This is a genomic window from Erwinia sp. STN24 (genome assembly GCF_041320675.1).
GTDB lineage: Bacteria > Pseudomonadota > Gammaproteobacteria > Enterobacterales > Enterobacteriaceae > Erwinia > Erwinia aeris.
The window spans coordinates 23,477-45,972 of the sequence record NZ_JBGGPM010000004.1 but is presented as its reverse complement, the minus strand read 5'-3'; the positions used below and the strand labels follow the sequence as shown (position 1 = coordinate 45,972).

20 protein-coding genes and 1 other annotated feature are annotated in these 22,496 nt (G+C 57.9%); of the genes, 13 read left to right on the top strand and 7 right to left on the bottom strand.

Going from position 1 to position 22,496, the window contains the following annotated elements:
- The first annotated feature begins 245 nt into the window (after nt 1–245).
- Both sltY and trpR read left to right on the top strand, forming a co-directional pair.
- Nucleotides 246–2,168 carry a murein transglycosylase gene (sltY, locus tag ACA373_RS14885; protein WP_301252454.1) on the top strand — a complete coding sequence of 641 codons (1,923 nt, stop codon included), beginning with the start codon at nt 246–248 and terminating at the stop codon, nt 2,166–2,168.
- Between the two features lie 53 nt (nt 2,169–2,221).
- Nucleotides 2,222–2,551: a trp operon repressor gene (trpR, locus tag ACA373_RS14880; RefSeq protein ID WP_125290501.1), complete on the top strand. Its 330-nt coding sequence runs from the start codon at nt 2,222–2,224 to the stop codon at nt 2,549–2,551.
- On the opposite strand, the gene yjjX is transcribed toward trpR, so the two are convergent.
- Complete coding sequence (gene yjjX / locus ACA373_RS14875; protein ID WP_253455401.1) at nt 2,537–3,079, bottom strand: inosine/xanthosine triphosphatase; 543 nt, start codon at nt 3,077–3,079, stop codon at nt 2,537–2,539. The genes trpR and yjjX overlap by 15 nt on opposite strands.
- A 51-nt stretch (nt 3,080–3,130) precedes the next feature.
- Here yjjX and gpmB point away from each other — a divergent pair, with 51 nt between their 5' ends.
- Complete coding sequence (gene gpmB, locus ACA373_RS14870) at nt 3,131–3,778, top strand: 2,3-diphosphoglycerate-dependent phosphoglycerate mutase GpmB (protein ID WP_253455399.1); 648 nt, start codon at nt 3,131–3,133, stop codon at nt 3,776–3,778.
- 28 nt (nt 3,779–3,806) lie between these two features.
- Here gpmB and robA read toward each other — a convergent pair whose 3' ends face one another.
- Nucleotides 3,807–4,688, bottom strand: a complete 882-nt coding sequence (gene robA, locus ACA373_RS14865; protein ID WP_370734734.1) for an MDR efflux pump AcrAB transcriptional activator RobA — start codon at nt 4,686–4,688, stop codon at nt 3,807–3,809.
- 174 nt (nt 4,689–4,862) lie between these two features.
- Between robA and creA the strand changes: the two genes are divergently transcribed.
- Nucleotides 4,863–5,336, top strand: a complete 474-nt coding sequence (gene creA / locus ACA373_RS14860; protein WP_253455395.1) for a protein CreA — start codon at nt 4,863–4,865, stop codon at nt 5,334–5,336.
- Between the two features lie 49 nt (nt 5,337–5,385).
- Here creA and arcA read toward each other — a convergent pair whose 3' ends face one another.
- Nucleotides 5,386–6,102 (bottom strand): two-component system response regulator ArcA, encoded by a 717-nt coding sequence (gene arcA / locus ACA373_RS14855; protein WP_125290506.1) that lies wholly within the window; start codon nt 6,100–6,102, stop codon nt 5,386–5,388.
- Between the two features lie 605 nt (nt 6,103–6,707).
- Between arcA and ACA373_RS14850 the strand changes: the two genes are divergently transcribed.
- The 5 genes from ACA373_RS14850 (at nt 6,708) to thrC (ending at nt 12,430) form a co-directional block, all read left to right on the top strand.
- A complete protein-coding gene (locus tag ACA373_RS14850) occupies nt 6,708–7,406 on the top strand; it encodes a tRNA/rRNA methyltransferase (protein ID WP_301730180.1) in 699 nt (232 codons plus the stop codon).
- A 188-nt stretch (nt 7,407–7,594) separates the two neighbouring features.
- Nucleotides 7,595–7,669 (top strand): thr operon leader peptide, encoded by a 75-nt coding sequence (thrL, locus tag ACA373_RS14845; RefSeq protein ID WP_301252455.1) that lies wholly within the window; start codon nt 7,595–7,597, stop codon nt 7,667–7,669.
- Nucleotides 7,602–7,726, top strand: a sequence feature (Thr leader region). It overlaps the preceding gene by 68 nt.
- A gap of 22 nt (nt 7,727–7,748) precedes the next feature.
- A complete protein-coding gene (thrA, locus tag ACA373_RS14840; protein ID WP_370734733.1) occupies nt 7,749–10,208 on the top strand; it encodes a bifunctional aspartate kinase/homoserine dehydrogenase I in 2,460 nt (819 codons plus the stop codon).
- A gap of 2 nt (nt 10,209–10,210) precedes the next feature.
- Complete coding sequence (thrB, locus tag ACA373_RS14835; protein WP_253455389.1) at nt 10,211–11,140, top strand: homoserine kinase; 930 nt, start codon at nt 10,211–10,213, stop codon at nt 11,138–11,140.
- A gap of 3 nt (nt 11,141–11,143) precedes the next feature.
- Nucleotides 11,144–12,430, top strand: a complete 1,287-nt coding sequence (gene thrC, locus ACA373_RS14830; protein WP_301252432.1) for a threonine synthase — start codon at nt 11,144–11,146, stop codon at nt 12,428–12,430.
- A gap of 295 nt (nt 12,431–12,725) precedes the next feature.
- On the opposite strand, the gene ACA373_RS14825 is transcribed toward thrC, so the two are convergent.
- From ACA373_RS14825 to yaaA, 3 genes are all read right to left on the bottom strand, one after another.
- Nucleotides 12,726–14,399 (bottom strand): hypothetical protein, encoded by a 1,674-nt coding sequence (locus tag ACA373_RS14825; protein WP_369895273.1) that lies wholly within the window; start codon nt 14,397–14,399, stop codon nt 12,726–12,728.
- Nucleotides 14,396–15,394 carry a type III secretion system chaperone gene (locus ACA373_RS14820; RefSeq protein WP_370734732.1) on the bottom strand — a complete coding sequence of 333 codons (999 nt, stop codon included), beginning with the start codon at nt 15,392–15,394 and terminating at the stop codon, nt 14,396–14,398. The genes ACA373_RS14825 and ACA373_RS14820 overlap by 4 nt, the downstream gene beginning before the upstream one ends.
- 117 nt (nt 15,395–15,511) lie before the next feature.
- Nucleotides 15,512–16,288: a peroxide stress protein YaaA gene (gene yaaA, locus ACA373_RS14815; protein ID WP_301730176.1), complete on the bottom strand. Its 777-nt coding sequence runs from the start codon at nt 16,286–16,288 to the stop codon at nt 15,512–15,514.
- Between the two features lie 239 nt (nt 16,289–16,527).
- On the opposite strand from yaaA, the gene tal reads away from it, so the two are divergent.
- From tal to ACA373_RS14800, 3 genes are all read left to right on the top strand, one after another.
- Nucleotides 16,528–17,481, top strand: a complete 954-nt coding sequence (gene tal / locus ACA373_RS14810) for a transaldolase (RefSeq protein ID WP_253455383.1) — start codon at nt 16,528–16,530, stop codon at nt 17,479–17,481.
- Nucleotides 17,482–17,602: 121 nt separating this feature from the next.
- The gene (gene mog, locus ACA373_RS14805; protein WP_125290515.1) at nt 17,603–18,190 is read left to right on the top strand and encodes a molybdopterin adenylyltransferase; all 588 of its coding nucleotides are present in this window, start codon (nt 17,603–17,605) and stop codon (nt 18,188–18,190) included.
- Nucleotides 18,191–18,304: 114 nt separating this feature from the next.
- Nucleotides 18,305–19,606, top strand: coding sequence for an MFS transporter (locus tag ACA373_RS14800; protein WP_370734731.1), 1,302 nt, complete (start codon nt 18,305–18,307; stop codon nt 19,604–19,606).
- Between the two features lie 36 nt (nt 19,607–19,642).
- Here the strand turns inward: ACA373_RS14800 and satP are convergent, their stop codons facing one another.
- Nucleotides 19,643–20,215, bottom strand: coding sequence for an acetate uptake transporter (gene satP, locus ACA373_RS14795; RefSeq protein WP_370734730.1), 573 nt, complete (start codon nt 20,213–20,215; stop codon nt 19,643–19,645).
- 301 nt (nt 20,216–20,516) lie between these two features.
- On the opposite strand from satP, the gene dnaK reads away from it, so the two are divergent.
- Nucleotides 20,517–22,430 (top strand): molecular chaperone DnaK, encoded by a 1,914-nt coding sequence (gene dnaK, locus ACA373_RS14790; RefSeq protein ID WP_253455380.1) that lies wholly within the window; start codon nt 20,517–20,519, stop codon nt 22,428–22,430.
- Nucleotides 22,431–22,496 lie beyond the last annotated feature (66 nt).

Here is a 22,496-nt window from a genome sequence, read left to right as displayed (position 1 = left end):
GGCGGGTAGCGTTGAGGCGAGCAAGGAAGGCTATGCTGAAGGAAAGCAGGGTAAGGATTGTTGATCGCAATTAACCTTTAGCCAGCCAAAATAGCCTGACGAGGCCCTGTTGACCCGACGTTTAAAGAAGTCAGGTTAAGTAAATTTGCCGATGCGGCATAGCGGGAGTCGCCAGGCCTGGTTAGCATGTTAAGAGCTTTAATGGTAAGCACAGGACAAAGAGAGGCGTTAACGTGGGAAAAGTCATGGCGGACAAGTGGCGGTTTTGGGCGGCAGGCGTTTGCCTGGCGATAGTAACAGGCACGGCGCACGCGGATTCGCTGGATGCGCAGCGCACGCGCTACCTGCAAATCAAGCAGGCCTGGGACAATAAACAGATGGATCAGGTTGCGCAGCTGATGCCCACGCTGCGCGATTACCCGCTTTATCCCTATCTTGAATATCGCGAGCTGGCGCAAAGCCTCGATCAGCAGAGCAGCTTCGTTATCAACGATTTTATTAAAAAAAACCCGACGCTGCCGCCGGTTCGCGCGCTTTCCTCAAGCTTTATCAACGAGCTGGCGCGACGCGAAGACTGGCGCGGCCTGCTGGTGTTCAGCCCGACCGAACCTAAACCTGTTGCCGCACGCTGCAACTGGTACTACGCCAAATGGGCCACTGGCGAGGAGCAGGTGGCCTGGAAAGGCGCTAAAACGATCTGGCTACGCGGCACCTCGCTGCCGCCGGGCTGCGACAGGCTGTTCAGCGCCTGGCAGGCGGCAGGTGAACAGACGCCGATTACCACGCTGGAGCGTATTCGTCTGGCTATGGTGGCCGGCAACAGCAACCTGGTGAATTTCCTGGCGGATCAGCTTCCTGAGGATTATCAGACCATCGCCAGCGCGGTGAAAGATTTGCAAAACAATCCGCAAAACGTGGAGGCCTTTGCCCGTATCGCCGGCCCGACCGATTTTACCCGCCAGGCCACCGCCATCGCTTTCGCGCGCGTGGCGCGTGAAGATGCCGAAAACGCCCGCGCGATGATCCCGACGCTGGTGCGGCTGCAAAAGATGAGCGAGCAGGAAGAGCAGAGCCTGAAAGAGGCGGTCGCGTGGCGATTAATGGGCAGCGACGTGACGACGGAACAGGCGCGCTGGCGCGATGACGTGGTGATGCGCAGCGATTCCGATGCGCTAATCGAGCGCCGCGTCAGGATGTCGCTGGGCAACAACGATCGTCGCGGGCTGAACACCTGGATCGCCCGACTGCCGGTAGAAACCAAGCAGAAAGATGAATGGCAGTACTGGCAGGCCGATCTGCTGCTGGAGCAGGGCCGCAAAGAGGAAGCCGATAAAATTCTGCGCGGCCTGATGCAGGAGCGCGGCTTCTATCCGATGGTCGCCGCCCAGCGTCTTGGCGTTGCCTATCCCCTACAGATTGACGAGGCGCCGTCGGTAGAGCGCAGCCTGACTCAGGGGCCGGAAATCGCCCGCGTGCGTGAACTGATGTACTGGAATATGGATAACCTGGCGCGAACCGAATGGAGCTACCTGGTCGGCAGCAAAAGCCGCAGCCAGCAGCAGCAGCTGGCGCGCTACGCCTACGAGCAGAACTGGTGGGTGCTCAGCGTGCAGGCGACCATTTCCGGCAAACTGTGGAACAGCCTGAAGGAGCGCTTCCCGCTGGCCTATCAGGAACAGTTTAAGCGCTATACGGAAGGCAAAGCGATCCCTGTCAGCTACGCGATGGCGATTGCCCGCCAGGAGAGCGCCTGGAATCCGAAAGCCCGCTCGCCGGTTGGCGCATCCGGGCTGATGCAGGTCATGCCCGCGACCGCGCAGCATACGGTGAAGGTCTATAGCCTGCCGGGCTACAGCAACAGCAGCCAGCTGCTGGATGCGGAAACCAATATCCAGATCGGCACCCAGTATCTGGAATCGGTCTATCAACAGTTCGGCCAGAACCGCATTTTTTCTTCGGCGGCCTATAACGCCGGGCCGTCACGGGTCAGAACGTGGCTGGGGAACAGCGCTGGCCGCCTGGACGCGGTCGCTTTTATCGAAACCATTCCTTTTTCGGAAACGCGTAACTATGTAAAAAACGTGCTGGCTTACGATGCCTACTATCGTCACTTTATGCGGCAGTCGGACAATATTCTCTCTGACGGCGAGTGGCAGCGACGCTATTGATCCCGCCCGGCCTGTGCTAGACTGCTGTACTAGTTAAAGAGTATGGGCCACCTATGACTGAACCTTCCATTCCCGTAACGATGGAACCGCACAACGAAGAGTGGCAGCGCTTTGTTGTGCTGCTCCAGCACGCTTTTGACAACGGACTGCACCTGCCGCTACTTCAGCTGATGATGACGCCGGACGAACGCGAGGCGCTGGGCACGCGCCTGCGTATTATCGAAGAGCTGATGCGCGGCGAGATGAGCCAGCGCGAGCTGAAAAACGATCTGGGCGTCGGCATCGCTACTATCACCCGTGGCTCGAACAGCCTGAAAAGCGCGCCGCCTGCCCTGAAAACCTGGCTGGAGGCGCAGCTGCTGAACGGTTCAGATAAGATCTGATCCGTCGGCGCTTTGCTGGTATACCGCGTTATGGAAAGGGCAGAGCGCCAGGATCAGCGCCTGATGATAGACGCTGGTGCGGCTGAGCTGCCCGGCGGTAAAGGCGCCGATCGCGCCGCCCTTATGCTTGATGTTTTCAATGCCGGTCAGGCTCGCCATCACTTCGCCCAGTTCGCGTCCGGCCGCAATGCCTTTCAGCACCACCGGCGGCAGCGTAAAGCTGGCGGAGCGTGACTCGCCGCGCTGCTGACGGTTTTCAATCACCATCCAGGCAAACGCGCTTTCGCCTTCAATACCGGCTTCAATCGCCACCCAAAAATCCGCCTGCGGACGCAGCTGACGGGCATTTTGCACGCGCTGGCGTGCGCCAGTTCTCGTTTCTGCATCGGTAAGGGGCTGCAGGGCCACGCCGCTGTCGACCTCGACGCCCTCCATATGGCAGGATCCCTCACCGAAAATATCGCTGAAAGCCTGAGAAATTGCCTTAATTTTTGCCGGATTAATGGTTGCAGCGACAACATGGTACATAATTGTTTGAACCCCTTACGCAAATTTGCCGCAGTATAACGGAAAACAGCAATGTTACAGGTCTATCTTGTTCGCCACGGAGAAACGCTTTGGAATGCAGCGAGACGCATTCAGGGACAGTCGGACAGCGCGCTGACGGCTAAAGGAGAGCAGCAGGCGCAGCAGGTGGGTGAACGGATGAAACATCTGGGCATTACTCACGTCATCGCCAGCGACCTGGGCCGCACCAAACGCACGGCTGAAATCATCGCGGACGCCTGCGGCTGTGAAGTGACGCTGGAGCCGCGTCTGCGCGAGCTGAATATGGGCGTGCTGGAAAAGCGCCCGCTGGATTCGCTGACGCCGGAAGAAGAGAGCTGGCGCGCCACGCTGATCAACGGCACCGAAAACGGTCGTATCCCGAACGGCGAGTCGATGACGGAGCTGGCCGCGCGAATGCACGAGGCGCTGAACGCCTGTCTGAACCTGCCCGCCGGCAGCCGTCCGCTGCTGGTCAGCCACGGTATGGCGCTGGGCGTGCTGGTGAGTACGCTGCTGGGGCTGCCTGCGTGGGCCGAGCGTCGGCTACGGCTGCGCAACTGCTCCATTTCCCGCGTCGATTACCAAAAGAGCGCCTGGCTGGCGTCCGGTTGGGTAGTGGAAACGGCGGGAGACGTGTCGCATCTGGATGCGCCCGCGCTGGACGAGCTGCAACGCTAACGAAGACGCGAAGCCGGGCTGAACCGGCTTACTCCTCAGCCTGGCGGCGGATCGGGATCAGATATTCGCAGCGGATATCTTGTGGCGGTTCCGGCTGCCTTTTGCCGCCGTGCGTGTGGAAACGCTCAATATCCTGCCCGTGGCGGCGCGTCAGCTGTAGCGTCGGCATACAGGTACCGTAAAGCAGCAGGATAAACTCCTGCAGGCTGGTTCTCGGCCCTTCGTAGGTAAACTGCACGTACTCGCCGCCTTCCAGCAGCACCGTTTGCGTTGCCGGGACGGGATGGAAAAGCTTATCGGACGGCACGGCGGTGGTGTAGAGAATTTCCTGCTCGTCATCTTTTTCCACGCTGGGCCGCGACTGGTGCAGGCCGTACAGCACGGGCGGAATGGTGTCCGTTTCCGTCAGGAACTGCCGCCAGAAATGCAGGCGCATCTCATCGCGATAGCTGGAAATCTGCTCCAGCGTGCAGGTATAGCTTTGCGTTTGTCCCACCAGCATCGTTTCCGGCAGGGTGACGTAAGTGGCTTCGGGCAGCTGAAAGTCATCCAGCCGGATCGGCGGACGCAGGCCGAAGGAGTGCCAGTCGGAGGCGCGACGATACCAGGCCGGCGTCTGGTTAAACTGTTTTTTAAACGCGCGCGTAAAGGTCTGCTGCGAGTCGAAGCGATACTGCAGGGCAATATCCAGAATAGGGCGGCTGGTCAGGCGCAGCGCGACCGCGGCTTTTGACAGCCGACGTGCACGAATATAGGCGCCGATAGCATGACCGGTAACTTCTTTAAACATCCTTTGCAAATGCCATTTTGAATAGCCTGCTCTGGCTGCGACGTGATCCAGAGACAGCGGCTGGTCAAGGTGGCCTTCAAGCCAGACTAGCAAGTCGCGAATGATACCGGCTTGATCCATAAAACGTCCTCATCCTGGTTAATATTGGTGCAGCAGCAGTTCTGGGATTGCTGAGAGTGAACTTTCGTTTTGTTAGTCCGGTATGCTATACCGGGGCACGCCAGGTCCGCCAGCGTAAAAGCGCTAAGCGAGGTAACTTACAATGTCATCTATTTTCTATGCAATGGTAACGTTATGACAATGAAAAAAATGTTAATGGTCACGGCAATAATGCTCACCCCTCTTGCGGTGCGCGCCGAAGTGGTCGGCTCGGTCGATACCACCTTTAAAGTGTTTGGGCCCGATCATAAGATTATGGTCGAAGCCTTTGACGATCCCGATGTACAAAACGTGACCTGCTACCTCAGCCGGGCAAAAACCGGCGGGATCAAAGGCGGGTTAGGTCTGGCGGAAGATACGTCGGATGCCGCTATTTCCTGCCAGCAGGTTGGGCCGATAACGCTCAGCGACAAGATTGCCCAAGGGAAAGCAGAAGGTGAAGTGGTGTTTCGTAAGCGCACCTCGCTGGTGTTCAAAAAGCTACAGGTAGTCCGCTTTTACGACCGCAAACGTAACGCGCTTATTTACCTTAGCTATTCCGACAAGGTGGTGGAAGGCTCGCCTAAAAATGCGTTAAGCGCCGTTCCCATCATGCCCTGGAGCCGCTAAGGCAAGCGAGAGGGGGCCGCGAAAAACGACCCCTCAACGCAGCACCGGCTTACTCCTGCAGGTCGCCGCAGAAACGGTAACCTTCACCATGAATAGTGGCGATAATTTCCGGCGTGTCCGGCGTGGACTCAAAATGTTTACGAATGCGGCGGATGGTGACGTCCACGGTGCGATCGTGCGGCTTCAGCTCGCGGCCGGTCATTTTTTTCAGCAGATCGGCGCGGGTCTGGATTTTGCCCGGATTCTCGCAGAAGTGCAGCATCGCGCGGAATTCGCTACGCGGCAGCTTGTACTGTTCGCCCTGCGGGCCAATCAGCGAGCGGCTGTTGATATCCAGCTCCCAGCCGTTAAAGCGATAGCTTTCAACCAGCTTGCGCTCCTCGCTGTGCGGCGCCAGATTCATGGTGCGCGACAGCAGATTACGGGCGCGGATAGTTAGCTCACGCGGGTTGAAAGGCTTGGTGATATAGTCATCCGCCCCGATCTCAAGGCCGAGGATCTTATCGACTTCGTTGTCCCTGCCGGTCAGGAACATCAGCGCCACGTTGGCCTGTTCACGCAGTTCGCGCGCCAGCAGCAGGCCGTTTTTGCCGGGAAGGTTTATATCCATGATGACCAGGTTGACGTCGTTCTCTGTCAAAACCTGATGCATTTCTGCACCGTCCGTAGCTTCATAAACCATGTAGCCTTCGGCCTCAAAAATACTTTTGAGAGTATTGCGAGTAACTAATTCGTCTTCAACGATAAGTATGTGCGGGGTCTGCATGTGTTCGCTACCTAAAATTGCCAAAAAACGATATGGGCATACAGCATTTACCGTATGGGTAATACGCGGGCGCCGATTGACGCGTAACGCGGGCTGTACGGAATATGTTCACAAGCCATTCATGGACCGGAAAATACCAGATAAAAAAGTATATTCCCTGTCTCGGCAAGGTCAAAAATGGCGTATATCCTAACCTCATTAACAGCAACATAACAGCACAAGCCACGACCAACAGCCAATAAATAAAGCTTAATTGACTTATATCAATCCAATTGTAGCACGTTGAGGTGCCGTTGAAAAACGCCCCGCCAAAGGGCGATTTAGCTGGATAAGCGCCGCGCAAAGATGAAAAAATAAACGGCTTTCTTTGCAAAGAGTATAGATAAAATTTAACAATTCTTAATTGCCTGAACTACATGAGATTATCGTCAGATAAATGTTTTTATCGCTAAAATCAGCGGAAAAAAGCCGTAGTTTATAATTATAGCTGGTCAGACAGGTCGTTAGTATGTTGTTGATTTGTTAAAATGATAGCAGAGGTTTCCCGTCCATCTTATGCCACGGGACCCTCAGGATATGTCCACACTGAACTTAAGAAGGCCCTTATGCGTTTTCCCCTGATACTTGTTTCACCTGCCCGACCTGAAAATGTGGGGGCGGCGGCCCGCGCCATGAAAACCATGGGATTTGATGAATTACGGATCGTAAACAGTCAGGCGCATCTGGAAGCGGGCGCACGACGGGTCGCGCATGGCGCAGGCGAGATCCTGGAACAGGCTACGCACTGGCCTTCGCTGGCTGCCGCGCTGGTGGATATCGACTTCAGCATCGCTACCACCGCGCGAAGCCGGGCAAAATTCCGCTATTACGCCACGCCGCAGCAGGTAGAAAGCCAGCTGGCGGAAAAGCAGCAGTGGATCGGCAGCGCGGCGCTGGTGTTTGGGCGTGAGGATACCGGCCTGACGAATGAGGAGTTAGACCAGGTGGATTTGCTGACCGGCATTCCGATGGCGGCGGACTATCCTTCGCTGAATCTTGGGCAGGCGGTGATGGTGTACTGCTATCAGCTGTCGGCGCTGCGTCAGGTCGCCGCCGTGCCGGCCGTCACGGCTGACGGTCAGCAGCTGAAGGCGCTGCGCCAGCGGCTCAGCCAGCTGGTTGAGCGGCTTGAGGTCAGCGACGATCGCAAACTGGTCGACTGGCTGGATCAGCGTCTGGGCACGCTGCAACAGCGCGACACCGCTATGCTGCACCGGCTGCTGCACGACATAGAAAAAAATCTTATAGATAAAAAAACTGGTTAACGCTTTATACATAGCAAGACATGCTAAGGGTAAGCGGCTTTCGCCTTGGTTAAGATCTGTTTTCAGGCCAAATCCCTGGCGGGCGTTTTGTCAGCCGATTTGCGCCTGCGGATAAAAAAATTGACTTAGCCAGGGCTTTGCTTTACTTCTGAAAGCGGACAAATTCAAGACAGACAGTAAAATCTAAAATGCGTACTTACAGCCTGATGACAACAATCATTATTACCACCACCACCATTACCACAGGTAACGGTGCGGGCTGACGCATACAGGAAAAAATAAAAAAAGCCCGCACCTTAAACAGTGCGGGCTTTTTTTTCGGCAAAAATTCAGGAGATGATTATGCGAGTGCTGAAATTCGGTGGAACCTCAGTCGCCAACGCGGAAAGATTTTTGCGCGTGGCGGATATTCTGGAGAGCAATGCTAAGCAGGGACAGGTCGCTACCGTATTGTCCGCGCCGGCCAAAATCACCAACCATCTGGTGGCGATGATTGAAAAAACCATCAGCGGGCAGGATGCGCAGGTAAACCTGCTCGATGCCGAAAAGATTTTTGACGTTTTGCTGCAAGGGCTGGCGGAAGCGGAGCTGAAATTTCCCTACGCCCGTCTGAAAGCCGTGGTGGATGCGGAGTTCGCTCAGCTGAAGCAGGTGCTGCACGGTATCGGCCTGCTCGGCCAGTGCCCGGACAGCGTCAATGCCGCCATTATCTGTCGCGGCGAGAAGCTGTCGATCGCCATTATGGAAGGGCTGCTCCAGGCGCGCGGCTACGGCGTCAGCGTGATCGATCCTGTTGAAAAGCTGCTGGCGGTTGGCCACTATCTTGAGTCCACCGTGGATATTCCTGAATCCACTCGCCGTATCGCCGCCGCGCAGATCCCTGCCGAAAATATGATCCTGATGGCGGGCTTTACTGCCGGAAACGAAAAGGGCGAGCTGGTGGTGCTGGGCCGTAACGGCTCCGACTACTCCGCCGCCGTGCTGGCTGCCTGTCTGCGCGCCGACTGCTGTGAAATCTGGACCGATGTCGATGGCGTTTACACCTGCGATCCGCGTCAGGTGCCGGACGCCCGCCTGCTGAAAACCATGTCCTATCAGGAGGCGATGGAGCTTTCCTACTTCGGCGCTAAAGTGCTGCATCCGCGCACCATCACGCCGATCGCCCAGTTTCAAATTCCCTGCCTGATTAAAAATACCGCCAACCCGCAGGCGCCCGGCACGCTGATCGGCGGCGACAGCGCCAGCGACGATAACCCGGTAAAAGGCATCACCAACCTAAATAACATGGCGATGTTTAACGTCTCCGGGCCCGGCATGAAAGGGATGATCGGCATGGCCGCGCGCGTGTTCGCCGCCATGTCCCGCAGCGGCATTTCCGTGGTGCTGATCACCCAGTCTTCTTCCGAATACAGCATCAGCTTCTGCGTGCCGCAAAGCGATCAGCTGCGCGCCCGTCGCGTGCTGGAAGACGAGTTCTTCCTGGAGCTGAAAGACGGACTGCTGGAGCCGCTGGACGTAATGGAAAATCTGGCCGTGATTTCGGTGGTGGGCGACGGAATGCGTACGCTGCGTGGCATCTCCGCGAAGTTCTTCTCGGCGCTGGCGCGGGCCAATATCAATATCGTGGCCATTGCGCAGGGCTCTTCAGAGCGCTCTATTTCCGTGGTGGTGCATAATGACGACGCCACGACCGGCGTGCGCGTGGTGCATCAGATGCTGTTCGCCACCGACCAGGTGATCGAAGTGTTTGTGATCGGCATCGGCGGCGTGGGCGCCGCGCTGATCGAACAGCTTTCCCGCCAGCAGGCGTGGCTGAAGAACAAGCATATCGATCTGCGCGTCTGCGGCATCGCCAACTCCAAAGCGCTGCTGACCAACGTGCACGGCATTCCGCTGGACAACTGGCAGGCCGCGCTCCAGGAAGCCAAAGAGCCTTTTAACCTGGCGCGCCTGAACCGTCTGGTGAAAGAGTATCATTTGCTTAACCCGGTGATTGTCGACTGTACCTCCAGCCAGGCCGTAGCCGATCAGTATGCGGATTTTCTGGCCGATGGTTTTCACGTGGTCACGCCTAACAAAAAGGCCAATACCTCGTCATGGCAGTACTATCAGCAGATGCGCGCGGCGGCGGCTAAATCGCGCCGCAAGTTCCTGTACGATACCAACGTGGGCGCGGGCCTGCCGGTGATTGAAAATCTGCAAAACCTGCTTAACGCCGGTGATGAGCTGCTGCGTTTCTCCGGCATTCTGTCCGGATCGCTCTCTTATATCTTCGGCAAGCTGGACGAGGGCGTGTCGCTGTCGGAAGCGACCCGTACAGCGCGCGAAATGGGCTTTACCGAGCCGGATCCGCGCGACGATCTCTCCGGGATGGACGTGGCGCGCAAGTTACTGATTCTGGCGCGTGAAGCGGGCTATCAGCTGGAGCTGAGCGATATCGAAATCGAAGCCGTGCTGCCGGAGGCGTTTAACGCGCTGGACGTGGAAACCTTTATGCAGCGGCTGCCGGAGCTGGACGACGCTTTTACCGCCCGCGTACGCCGCGCGGCCGATGAGGACAAAGTGTTGCGCTTTGTCGGCGTGATTGAAGAGGGCGGCCGCTGCCACGTGAAGATCGACGCCGTTGACGGCAACGATCCGCTGTATAAAGTCAAAAACGGCGAAAATGCTTTAGCTTTTTACAGCCGCTATTATCAGCCTATACCGCTGGTGCTGCGCGGTTACGGTGCCGGTAACGACGTGACCGCCGCGGGCGTGTTTGCCGATCTGTTACGCACCTTGTCATGGAAGTTGGGAGTTTAAACATGGTTAAGATCTATGCGCCAGCCTCAATCGGCAACGTCAGCGTCGGCTTCGACGTGCTGGGCGCGGCGGTTTCGCCCGTCGACGGAACGCTGCTGGGTGACTGCGTAACAGTGGAGGCGGCCAGCGAGTTCAGCCTGCGCAACGAGGGACGCTTCGTCAGCAAGCTGCCTGCCGATCCGCAGGAAAATATCGTCTGGCAGTGCTGGGATCGCTTTTGCGAGGCGACAGGCAAACGCGTGCCGGTAGCGATGACGCTGGAAAAAAATATGCCGATCGGCTCCGGTCTGGGATCTAGCGCCTGTTCGGTGGTGGCCGGACTGATGGCGATGAACGAACATTGCGGCAGGCCGCTTGACGACAACCAGCTGCTGACGCTGATGGGCGAGCTGGAAGGCCGGGTTTCCGGCAGCGTCCACTTTGATAACGTGGCACCCTGTTTCCTGGGCGGCCTGCAGCTGATGCTGGAAGAGAACGGCGCGATCAGCCAGCCGGTGCCATGCTTTGATGACTGGCTGTGGGTGATGGCCTATCCCGGCATCAAGGTTTCCACCGCCGAGGCGCGTGCGATCCTGCCTGCGCAATATCGCAAAGAAGATATCATCAAACACGGCCGCTATCTGGGCGGCTTTATTCACGCCTGCCACACTCAGCAGCCGGAACTGGCGGCGAAGCTGATGCGCGACGTGATCGCCGAACCCTACCGCACTAAACTGTTACCGGGCTTCGCCAATGCCCGCCAGGCCGCCCAGGATATCGGCGCGCTGGCCTGCGGCATTTCCGGCTCCGGGCCGACGCTGTTCGCCGTCTGTAATCAGGCCGACACGGCGCAGCGCATGGCAGACTGGCTTCGCCAGCACTACCTGCAAAACGAGGAAGGCTTCGTCCATATTTGCCGCTTAGACACGGCTGGCGCACGTAAACTGGGATAACGCATGAAACTTTATAATCTGAAAGATCACAACGAGCAGGTCAGCTTTTCACAGGCGGTTAAACAGGGCCTGGGCAGCCAGCAGGGGCTGTTTTTCCCGCTGGAGCTGCCGGAGTTTGAGCTGACCGATATCGACGCCATGCTGGAAATGGATTTCGTCAGCCGCAGCAGCAAAATTCTCTCTGCTTTTATCGGCGACGAAATCGACGCGCATCATCTGCACGAGCGCGTGAAAAACGCGTTTGCGTTCCCCGCGCCGGTAGCGAGAGTCACCGACGATATTTCTGCGCTGGAGCTGTTTCACGGCCCGACGCTGGCTTTTAAAGACTTCGGCGGCCGCTTTATGGCGCAGATGCTCTCTTACGTCAGCGGCGCGGACGAGAAGATTACCATCCTGACCGCCACTTCTGGCGATACCGGCGCGGCCGTAGCCCATGCGTTTTACGGCATGGACAACGTGCGCGTGGTGATCCTCTATCCGCAGGGCAAAATTAGCCCGTTGCAGGAGAAGCTGTTCTGTACGCTGGGCGGCAATATCCAGACGATCGCTATCGACGGCGATTTCGACACCTGCCAGTCGCTGGTCAAGCAGGCGTTCGACGACGAGCTGCTGAAGAAGGCCATCGGGCTGAACTCGGCGAACTCGATCAATATCAGCCGCCTGCTGGCGCAGATTTGCTACTACTTTGAAGCGGTGGCGCAGCTGCCGCAGGAAAAACGCAATCAGCTGGTGGTGTCGGTGCCGAGCGGTAACTTCGGCGATCTGACGGCGGGCCTGCTGGCGAAATCACTGGGCCTGCCGGTGAAGCGTTTTATTGCCGCCACCAATGCCAACGACACCGTGCCGCGCTTCCTGAAAGGCGGCGAGTGGCTGCCTGCCGCTACCGTTTCCACGTTGTCGAACGCCATGGACGTCAGCCAGCCGAACAACTGGCCGCGCGTTGAGGAGTTGTTCCGCCGCAAAACCTGGCGCCTGACCGACCTGGGCTTTGGCGCGGTAGATGATGAAACCACCCGCGCTACTATGCGCGAGCTGGCGGATCTGGGCTATATCTCCGAGCCGCACGCCGCTATCGCTTACCGACTGCTGCGCGATCAGCTACAGGAAGGCGAGTTCGGGCTGTTCCTGGGGACGGCGCATCCGGCCAAGTTCAAGGAGAGCGTGGAAGAAATCCTGGGCCAGACGCTGCCGCTGCCGCAGGAGCTGGCGGATCGCGCCGATCTGCCGCTGCTGTCGCACAAGATGGCCGCCGATTTCGCCGAGCTGCGCGACTTCCTGCTTTACAAATAACGCCTGCGGCCCTTATTCATAAGGGCCTGAGATTGTTGACACACTCATCCTCTGTCATCAAGTCGCATTGGGGCCGGTGGAAAGCAGCGGAGGCAGATCGGAACACGGACACGCCGTGAATACGTCCATGTAGGCTCGTTTCGCGCGTCCATGCGCGAAAACGGTCCGCTTATCCGCTCAGCCTCTGCCGCTGTGAAGCGGTTGTGTCGCTATCAAAAACGACAGTGTAGAGTCGCAGGCTTTTAAGTCTGTCATCAAACATTGGCCCTTACCCGTAAGGGTCTTTTCCTGCCTGTTATGCCGTCCCGCTGGTGGAGGGCTCTCCTGAGTTTCCGGTTGATTGTGGTGACCCTGAAGGCTGAATAGCGGCCGTTTGCTGCCCGGAAGGCGGCGCGGCTATCGCCTGCTGGCTACGGCTATCCGCTGCCGGATTCGGCTGTCCGGCGGCGGTGATATTCACCGGCCCGCTGGTGGCAGCTGCTACGGCGGCGCGCACTTTACTGTGCGCCTGATAGATCTGGTTCACCATCTTGTAGGTCAGGCCAAACGCGGCTGCGGTGCCGCCGTTGTTCAGCAGGCTGGAGAGCTGCGGCGACAGCGAGCCTTTGGTCGCCGCATTCAGCACCTGCTGCGCGGCCAGGGTGCTGGCATTGGCGAAGTTATTCCAGCTCAGGCGGGCAATGGAGTGATCCAGCAGGCGGCCATAATCTTTCATCGGCAGGGAAGGGGAGAACTTCTGCGAGTCGCCCGCGCGTTTGGCGTCATAATGCTTGCCCAGAAAGGCGTCGCCCGTCTCAATCACGGTGTTGCAGGCTGCCCGGATGCCGGAAACCAGCGCCGCCATCGCGTGCAGCTCTTTCCCGCTGAGCCGCTGCCCGGCCGCATCGCGAATTTCAGGGCCGGAAACGGTATAGCCCTGCGGCAGCGCTTTCTGGATCAGACCGTCCTGCAACATGCCCATCGCCAGCGTATTCAGCGTGTACCAGGCACCGTTGGTGCGCATATCGCCATCGCTGACGCCGTGGCTTGGTTTGCCGTCGCGCGAGGCCACCATGCTGCCGGTCGCCTGCAAAGATTCGCGCGAGGCCGCGTAAAGCACGTTGCGCAGCTGGGTGCTGAGCACGCGGGTGGTTAAGCCAGGGTTGCCGGTCAGCACGCCAGCCGCCGACATGCCTATATTCATCAGTTCGGCGGCGACCTGCTGCCCGGTTACGCGCTGTGAGTCCTGCTGGTGTTTGTCCGTCATATTTTGCCATTCCTGCGGCTTATCGCGCTGGATCACGTCTGCCTGGCCCGGACTCAGGCCAAACTGACCGCGCACGGCAACAGCATTGTTTTGCGGATCGCGTGCCAGACGCGGCTCCCTGATATGGTGATGCGCGGCGATGTTTGCCAGCGACACCGCGACCTGAAGCCCCACGGCGGCGGCCGGATGCTTCTCGGCCAGATGCGGCAGCATCATGTTATAGGCCTCGATAAATGCCTCTTCGCGCATCAGCGTCGGCAGCCCGCAGGTCACCATCTGCTGTAGCGCATGGCCGCCCAGCGCGCCCCAGGCTTTGTTTTGCAGCGGCGCAGAGGCGAATTTCCCCAGCGTGACGGCGGAGTGTTTGGTTTCGTTCCAGCTCGCTTTTCCGGCAATTTTTGCGCCTTTCCAGCTTTGATTACCGACATACTTCGTGCCCTGCCAGCCCGCTTTGCCCGCTACCGTCATTTTGTCGGCGGCATAGCTGCCGCCGGTTTTTAAGCCGCCCCATGCCGCGTTGCCAACGGTTTGCAGGCCGCCCGAGGTCGTCTGTAACCCTTTTCTGGCGCCCTCCGCCAGGCCGGAAAAAAACTGGCCTGCCGCGTGGCTCGCCCTGGCCGCGCGCGCTGGCCCCGTGGGCAGCGGGCCGCTTTCAATATCGCCCCGGCTGTTCTGCACGGTCATCTGCTGTAGGGCGGGCGCGCGCTGGATTGAATCAGTCATAAGTCGCCTCTCTGTGTATCGCTACTGAAAGCCATGGTCAGGGTCATCAGATTTGCCAGCCATTCGGCTAAATCAAGGCCGTCCAGCCCCAGGGAATCCCAGCGGCAGAGCAGGCTGACCTCTTCCTGATAAAGCCCCAGCGAGCAGTGCGTCAGCGGCTGTAAATCCCCGTTGGCGACCAGCAGCCGACGGGCGTCATCCTTCTTCAGCTCAAGCGGCGTGGAAAGGAAAAGGTGGCGGCCGTCACCGTCGGCGGTAATGGCTATCTCACGCTCGGGAAAGCGTAGCGAACAGAGGCAGCCGTTGAGCTGGTATTGCGTTGCGGGCAGTTCTAACGCGGCGACAGCCTGCTGCACCAGCGGGTAGTGCCACCGGGCGGCCAGCGCCTGTTCCGCCAGCGCATCGATTTTTAAAGCCGTCTGCTGCTGCCAGCCCATGACCCAGCCGGGCAGTGCTGGCGTTTTGTCTGCTTGCTGCGTTGCCTCGGGCTGGCCGAGAGACAGCAGTAAATCGATCAGGCTGGCGGCAAGGGCGTCGATATCGTTAAGGATGGCCGCCAGCGCCAGCGCATCATCAACGGCGTCAAAAGCCAGGCGTCTGGTCAGCAGCGTCGTACCCTGTTCATCCAGCGAGAGGCTGATGCCGTTCATCGCCATCGCCACGCCGTTAGCGCGCAGCAACAGCTGCTGCCAGGTTTCAGAATGGATTGCCTGGGGCGTGCGCAAATAGCCAACGACGAGCCACAGCGGGACGGGATCTTCGCTTTGGCAAATCATAACTACATGCAGCGCGTCCAGGCGGAGCAGGCCGGTTGTGGCAAATTGCTGCTGCGCCTTTTCGTCTACGCCAAACTGCGCCGCTGCCGCTTGCAGCCAGGCATGCGAGCCAACGGGCAGCGGATTTTGCAGCGTGGGCGCGGCGGCGTTTACGGTGGGAGGATGCGTGGCGTGCCAGGCCCTGTCAGTGACGGTTTTAAGAAGCGCTTGCCGATCCATAATTACCTCAAGGCTGATACAGATAAACCTTGAGTAGAGCGATCGGCGGCGCGGTTCGGCACCATAACAAAACGCTATGGCTGGATCTGAAAAGGCGGCTCGCCCGCGAAAGCGGTATCAGGCGATTTCGTGACGTTTAAACACCAGCTCGCGCTCGCTGCTTTCGTCAGCCACAAAAAAGTAGCCGTCAACGTCGAACGCTTTCAGCTGTTCCGGCTGCGTCAGGCGGCGCTCGATAATATAACGGCTCATCAGGCCACGGGCCTTTTTGGCGTAGAAGCTGATGACCTTAAACTTGCCGTTCTTCTCGTCCAGGAACACCGGCTTGACGATGCGGCCTTGCAGCTTCGCTGGCTTCACCGTTTTAAAATACTCATCGGAAGCCAGGTTAATCAGCACGTCGTCGCCCTGTTCCGCCAGCGCCGCGTTCAGCGCTTCGGTCAGCCTGTCGCCCCAAAAGGCATAAAGATCTTTGCCGGCAGGGTTGGTCAGCTTAGTGCCCATCTCCAGACGGTAAGGCTGCATCAGATCCAGCGGCCGCAGCAGGCCGTAAAGCCCGGAAAGCATGCGCAGATGCTGTTGGGCAAAGGTGAAGTCGTCTTCGCTGAAGGTCTCCGCCTGAAGTCCGGCGTAAACGTCGCCCTTAAAAGCCAGAATGGCCTGGCGCGCGTTATCCGGCGTAAAAGGCGTTTGCCATGCCTGAAAACGACCGGCGTTTAAATCGGCCAGCTTGTCGCTGATGCTCATCAGTGAGCCGATCTGCGCGGGCGTCAAGTCGCGCGCCACGTCAATCAGCTTTTTGGCATCATTCAGCAGCGCGGGCTGCGTAAAGCGGGCGGTCGCCAGCGGGCTTGCGAAATCCAGCGTCTTGGCCGGGGAGATCACCATCAACATGACAGAATCCTTATGTAATACGCCATCGGAGGGCAAAAAAAAGCGCAGGCAGTGTAGCAAAAAAGCGCCGTGGCACGACAAATCACTGCTATCGGCCCGGACAAATTAGCTAAATAAAGGGCGCGATTTAGCACTCAGTGGCCTGGCCGCAAGCTTACCTTGCATGGTCGGTCTCGCGTGATATTATCCGTGGCAGACAGTTTCAAGAACCCGATAACTCTTCTGAGAGAATGACAACCATGACGGACAAACTGACTTCCCTGCGCCAGCTCACCACCGTTGTTGCCGATACCGGCGACATCGCAGCGATGAAGCTGTATCAACCGCAAGACGCTACCACTAACCCTTCACTGATCCTGAATGCCTCACAGATCCCGGAATACCGTAAGCTGATCGATGAAGCCGTAACGTGGGCGCGCGAGCAGACCAGCAACAAAGAAGAGCAGATCCAGTACGCGGCAGATATGCTGAACGTCAAAATTGGTCTGGAGATCCTGAAGCTGGTGCCGGGTCGTATCTCTACGGAAGTCGATGCGCGTCTCTCTTACGACACCGAAGGCAGCATCAATAAAGCGCGCGCGCTGATCAAGCTCTATAACGATGCCGGTATCAGCAACGACCGCATCCTGATCAAGCTGGCCTCCACCTGGCAGGGCATTCGCGCCGCCGAGCAGCTGGAAAAAGAAGGCATCAACTGTAACCTGACGCTGCTGTTCTCCTTCGCTCAGGCCCGCGCCTGCGCCGAAGCGGGCGTCTACCTGATCTCTCCTTTCGTTGGCCGTATTCTGGACTGGTACAAAGCCAATACCGACAAGAAAGAGTACGCGCCGCATGAAGATCCGGGCGTGGTTTCCGTGTCTGAAATCTACCAGTACTACAAGCAGCACGGTTACGAAACCGTGGTCATGGGCGCAAGCTTCCGCAACGTAGGCGAGATCGTTGAGCTGGCCGGCTGCGACCGTCTGACCATCTCCCCGGCGCTGCTGAAAGAGCTGGCGGAAAGCGAAGGCACGCTGGAGCGTAAGCTCTCCTACACCGGCGAAGTCAAAGCGCGTCCCGCTAAAATGACCGAAGCGGAATTCCTGTGGGAGCACAACCAGGATCCAATGGCGGTTGATAAGCTGGCGCAGGGCATTCGCAACTTCGCGCTTGACCAGGCCAAGCTGGATAAGATGCTCGCCGAACTGCTGTAATTCCCTCACGCGGTCGGCTCGCCGGCCGCGTCCTGTACATCAAGCGTGGCAATGTTTATCCTTCCCCTGTTCCCCTTATAAAACCGCGCCCTCCCGCGGCCGGCCTCACAGTGACGACACAATGAATACTTTACGCATAGGATTGATCTCCGTTTCCGATCGCGCGGCTAACGGCATCTATCAGGACGAAGGCTTACCGGCGCTGGAAGCCTGGCTTTCTACGGCGCTGGCGACGCCTTTTACCGTTGAGAAACGGCTGGTGCCCGACGAGCAGCCGATGATTGAGCACGCCATTTGCGAGCTGGTGGACGAGCTGTTTTGCCATCTGGTGTTGACTACCGGCGGAACCGGGCCGGCCAGACGCGACGTGACGCCAGACGCTACGCTGGCTATCGCGGATCGCGAAATGCCGGGCTTTGGCGAACAGATGCGTCAGATCAGCCTGAATTTTGTGCCGACCGCTATCCTTTCGCGCCAGGTTGGCGTGATCCGCAAGCAGTCACTGGTGATTAATCTGCCGGGGCAGCCAAAATCGATCAAAGAGACGCTGGAAGGCTTAAAGGACGCGGACGGCAAAGCGAAAGTGCACGGCATTTTCGCCAGCGTGCCCTACTGCATCCAGCTGCTGGATGGCCCTTATGTGGAAACGCATGAGGCGGTAGTAGCAGCATTTCGTCCTAAAAGCGCCAGACGCGAAACAAACAGCTAAAAATTTCCGGATTCAGGCATAAAGTTCAGCGCTGCTGGTGTAGCGGAAAATGAACGGTATAGTCATGCTGGCTTTACACGCTCTTATTCCCTCACTTCTGGCTGCGCGACGATTATGCACAATAACAGCACTCGCCGATTGAACCGGCAGGATTACAAAACCCTCTCTCTGGCCGCCCTGGGCGGCGCGCTGGAGTTCTATGATTTTATCATCTTTGTTTTTTTCGCGGCGGTCATAGGCGAACGCTTCTTTCCGGCTGATATCCCCGACTGGCTACGACAGATGCAGACCTTCGGCATCTTTGCCGCAGGCTATCTGGCGCGGCCGCTTGGCGGCATTATCATGGCGCATTTTGGTGACAGCAGGGGAAGGAAGAAAATGTTCAGCCTGAGCATCCTGCTGATGGCCCTGCCGACGCTGGCGATGGGGCTGCTGCCTGACTATGCGTCGCTGGGCGTGGCGGCACCCGTACTGCTGCTGCTGCTGCGCCTGTTACAGGGCGCGGCCATCGGCGGCGAAGTGCCCGGTGCCTGGGTTTTTGTGGCGGAGCACGTGCCGGAAAAACGGATCGGTTTCGCCTGCGGCACGCTGACCGCCGGACTGACGGCGGGTATTTTATTGGGATCGCTGGTTGCCACGCTGATCGCCACCACGCTGTCGGCCCAAAGCATCGCGACATTCGGCTGGCGCATTCCTTTTTTTCTGGGCGGGATTTTTGGCCTGATCGCGCTTTATCTGCGCCGCTGGCTGCATGAAACGCCGGTCTTTACGGAAATGCAGGCACGCAAGGCGCTGGCGCAGGAGCTGCCGCTGAAAACCATCGTCAGGGCGCATCGTCGGAGCGTGATCGTTTCCATGCTGCTGACCTGGCTGCTTTCCGCCTGCATTGTGGTGGTCATTTTGATGGCACCCGCGCTGCTGCAAAAAACCTATGGGCTACCGGCGGCGCAAACTTTACAGGCCAATAGCCTGGCGACCGTTATGCTACTTATCGGCTGCGTGGTGGCGGGCGCGGCGGCAGATCGTTTCGGCGCGGGTAAGACGTTGATGGTCGGCAGCCTGCTGCTGGCGGGCGGCAGCGCCTGCTTTTTTTACGTGGCCGCGGCTGCGCCACAGTATCTTTATGCCGCCTATGCGCTGGCTGGCCTGTGCGTAGGGGTAGTGGGCATCACCCCTTTTATCATGGTTAAAGCGTTTCCGGCGGACGTACGCTTCACCGGCATTTCGTTCTCCTATAACGTCGCCTACGCCATTTTTGGTGGGCTGACGCCCATTTGCGTCACTTTTATCATGAAGCTGACACCCATGGCGCCGCTCTGGTACGTGCTGAGCCTGGCGGCGATGGGCTTTGTGCTGGGCGGCTGGCTGCTGCGTAGCGACAGGCAACCGTTATTAAATCAGGTCAGCATTCGCTAAAAGACAGGCCCCGTGATTATCCACACGGGGCTTTTTTTATGCTCGCGTTACCTCGCCAATTGGCAGCGCCTTGCGCGCCAGCTGTTCGTTGATCACTTCCGCCACCGCCAGATAGATCGCGCTCGCGCCGCAAATAATGCCTTCGAAACCGGCCAGCGTCAGAATGCGCTCGCTGCCGCTGATATTGCCAGTCGCCAGCAGCGCGAACAGCAGCGTCAGGCTGGCAAAGACAAACTGCAAGGCGCGGTTGGCCTGCAACGTGCCGAAGAACATAAACAGGGTGAAAATGCCCCACAGCGCCAGCCAGACGCCAAGAAAAACCGCATCCGTCGGCGCAGCCAGCCCCAGCGACGGCAGCAGCAGCATGCCGACCAGACTAAGCCAGAAGCAGCCATAGGAGGTAAACGCCGTCAGGCCGAAAGTGTTGCCTTTTTTATATTCCAGCAGGCCAGCCAGGATCTGCGCGAGGCCGCCAAAAAAAATGCCCATGCTGAGCACCACGGACGTTAACGGGAAAAATCCTGCGTTGTGCAGGTTCAGCAGTATGGTGGTCATCCCAAACCCCATCAGGCCCAGCGGCCCAGGATTGGCCAGTTTGTTGTTATGCATAAGTCCTCAGCTATAACAGAAATTAAGAAGAGTCGCGGGCAGGGCGGCTGACCGCCGCTTTCCTGCAAAGCGCGCGGCATCATAAAGAGCCGCCGGGCGGGCGACATTGATCTGCCATAAGGATAAAAACGAAATTTTTTTTAACTCGCCCCTTGATGCCGGGCGCGCAGGCCCCATCTTATTTGGCATCCAGGGTTATGTAGCGAAAAAAAGCGTGAAGCCGGGAGTTGAAACGGCCAAAACCGCCCGCATTAAGTGTGCATAACCTGATTTGAAATGAATTTAAGTGGGAGACGTTTAGATGGGCAAGATTATTGGTATTGACTTAGGTACAACAAACTCTTGTGTCGCGATCATGGATGGCGGCAAAGCGCGTGTACTGGAGAATGCGGAAGGCGATCGCACTACGCCATCCATCATCGCTTACACCCAGGATGGTGAAACGCTGGTTGGTCAGCCTGCTAAACGCCAGGCCGTGACTAACCCACAGAACACCCTGTTTGCGATCAAGCGCCTGATTGGCCGTCGCTTCCAGGACGAAGAAGTGCAGCGTGATATTAAAATCATGCCTTACCAGATCGTTGGCGCCGACAACGGCGACGCATGGCTGGACGTAAAAGGCCAGAAAATGGCACCGCCGCAGGTTTCTGCTGAAGTGCTGAAAAAAATGAAGAAAACGGCGGAAGATTACCTGGGCGAGCCGGTAACCGAAGCGGTTATCACCGTACCAGCCTACTTTAACGATGCGCAGCGTCAGGCGACCAAAGATGCCGGCCGTATCGCAGGTCTGGACGTAAAACGTATCATCAACGAACCAACCGCAGCCGCGCTGGCTTACGGTATGGACAAAGGCCAGGGCAACCGTACTATCGCGGTATATGACCTGGGCGGCGGTACGTTCGATATCTCTATTATCGAAATCGATGAAGTTGACGGCGAAAAAACTTTCGAAGTGCTGGCGACCAACGGTGACACCCACCTGGGCGGCGAAGACTTCGACAGCCGTATGATCAACTATCTGGTAGCAGAATTTAAGAAAGATCAGGGCATCGATCTGCACAACGATCCGCTGGCGATGCAGCGTCTGAAAGAAGCGGCAGAAAAAGCGAAAATCGAGCTTTCTTCCGCACAGCAGACCGACGTTAACCTGCCGTACATCACTGCTGATGCAACAGGTCCTAAACACCTGAACATCAAAGTGACCCGTGCGAAGCTGGAATCGCTGGTAGAAGATCTGGTGAGCCGTTCTATCGAGCCGCTGAAAGTGGCTCTGCAGGATGCTGGCCTGTCCGTTTCCGACATCAACGACGTTATCCTGGTCGGCGGTCAGACTCGTATGCCAATGGTGCAGGCGAAAGTGGCCGAGTTCTTCGGCAAAGAGCCGCGTAAAGACGTGAACCCGGACGAAGCGGTAGCGGTAGGCGCAGCGGTCCAGGGCGGCGTGCTGGCAGGCGACGTGAAAGACGTGCTGCTGCTGGACGTTACTCCTCTGTCCCTGGGTATCGAAACCATGGGCGGCGTGATGACCGCGCTGATTGCCAAGAACACCACTATCCCGACCAAGCACAGCCAGGTGTTCTCAACGGCGGAAGACAACCAGTCTGCGGTAACCATTCACGTGGTGCAGGGTGAGCGTAAGCGCGCGGCGGACAACAAATCGCTGGGCCAGTTTAACCTGGACGGCATTCAGGCAGCGCCACGCGGTATGCCGCAGATCGAAGTGACCTTCGATATCGACGCCGACGGTATTCTGCATGTCTCTGCGAAAGACAAAAACAGCGGTAAAGAGCAGAAGATCACCATCAAGGCTTCTTCTGGTCTGAACGACGATGAAATCGAAAAAATGGTGCGCGACGCCGAGGCTAACGCCGAAGCAGACCGTAAGTTTGAAGAGCTGGTACAGGTTCGCAACCAGGCCGATCATCTGTCGCACAGCACCCGTAAGCAGCTGGACGAAGCGGGCGACAAACTGCCTGCGGACGACAAAGCGCCAATCGAAGCCGCGCTGACCGATCTGAACACCGCGCTGAAAGGCGAAGACAAAGCGGAAATCGAAGCGAAAATGCAGGCGCTGATGGAAGTCTCCAGCAAGCTGATGGAGTTCGCTCAGCAGCAGCAGGCCGCTGGCGGCGCAGCTGATGCAGCCGACGCTTCCGCGAAGAAAGACGACGACGTGGTCGACGCCGAGTTCGAAGAAGTTAAAGACAAAAAATAATCGCCCTTGAGCGGGCACGGCGGGCCGCAAGGCCCCCAGTGAAACCTACGGGCGTCGGAGTGTTCT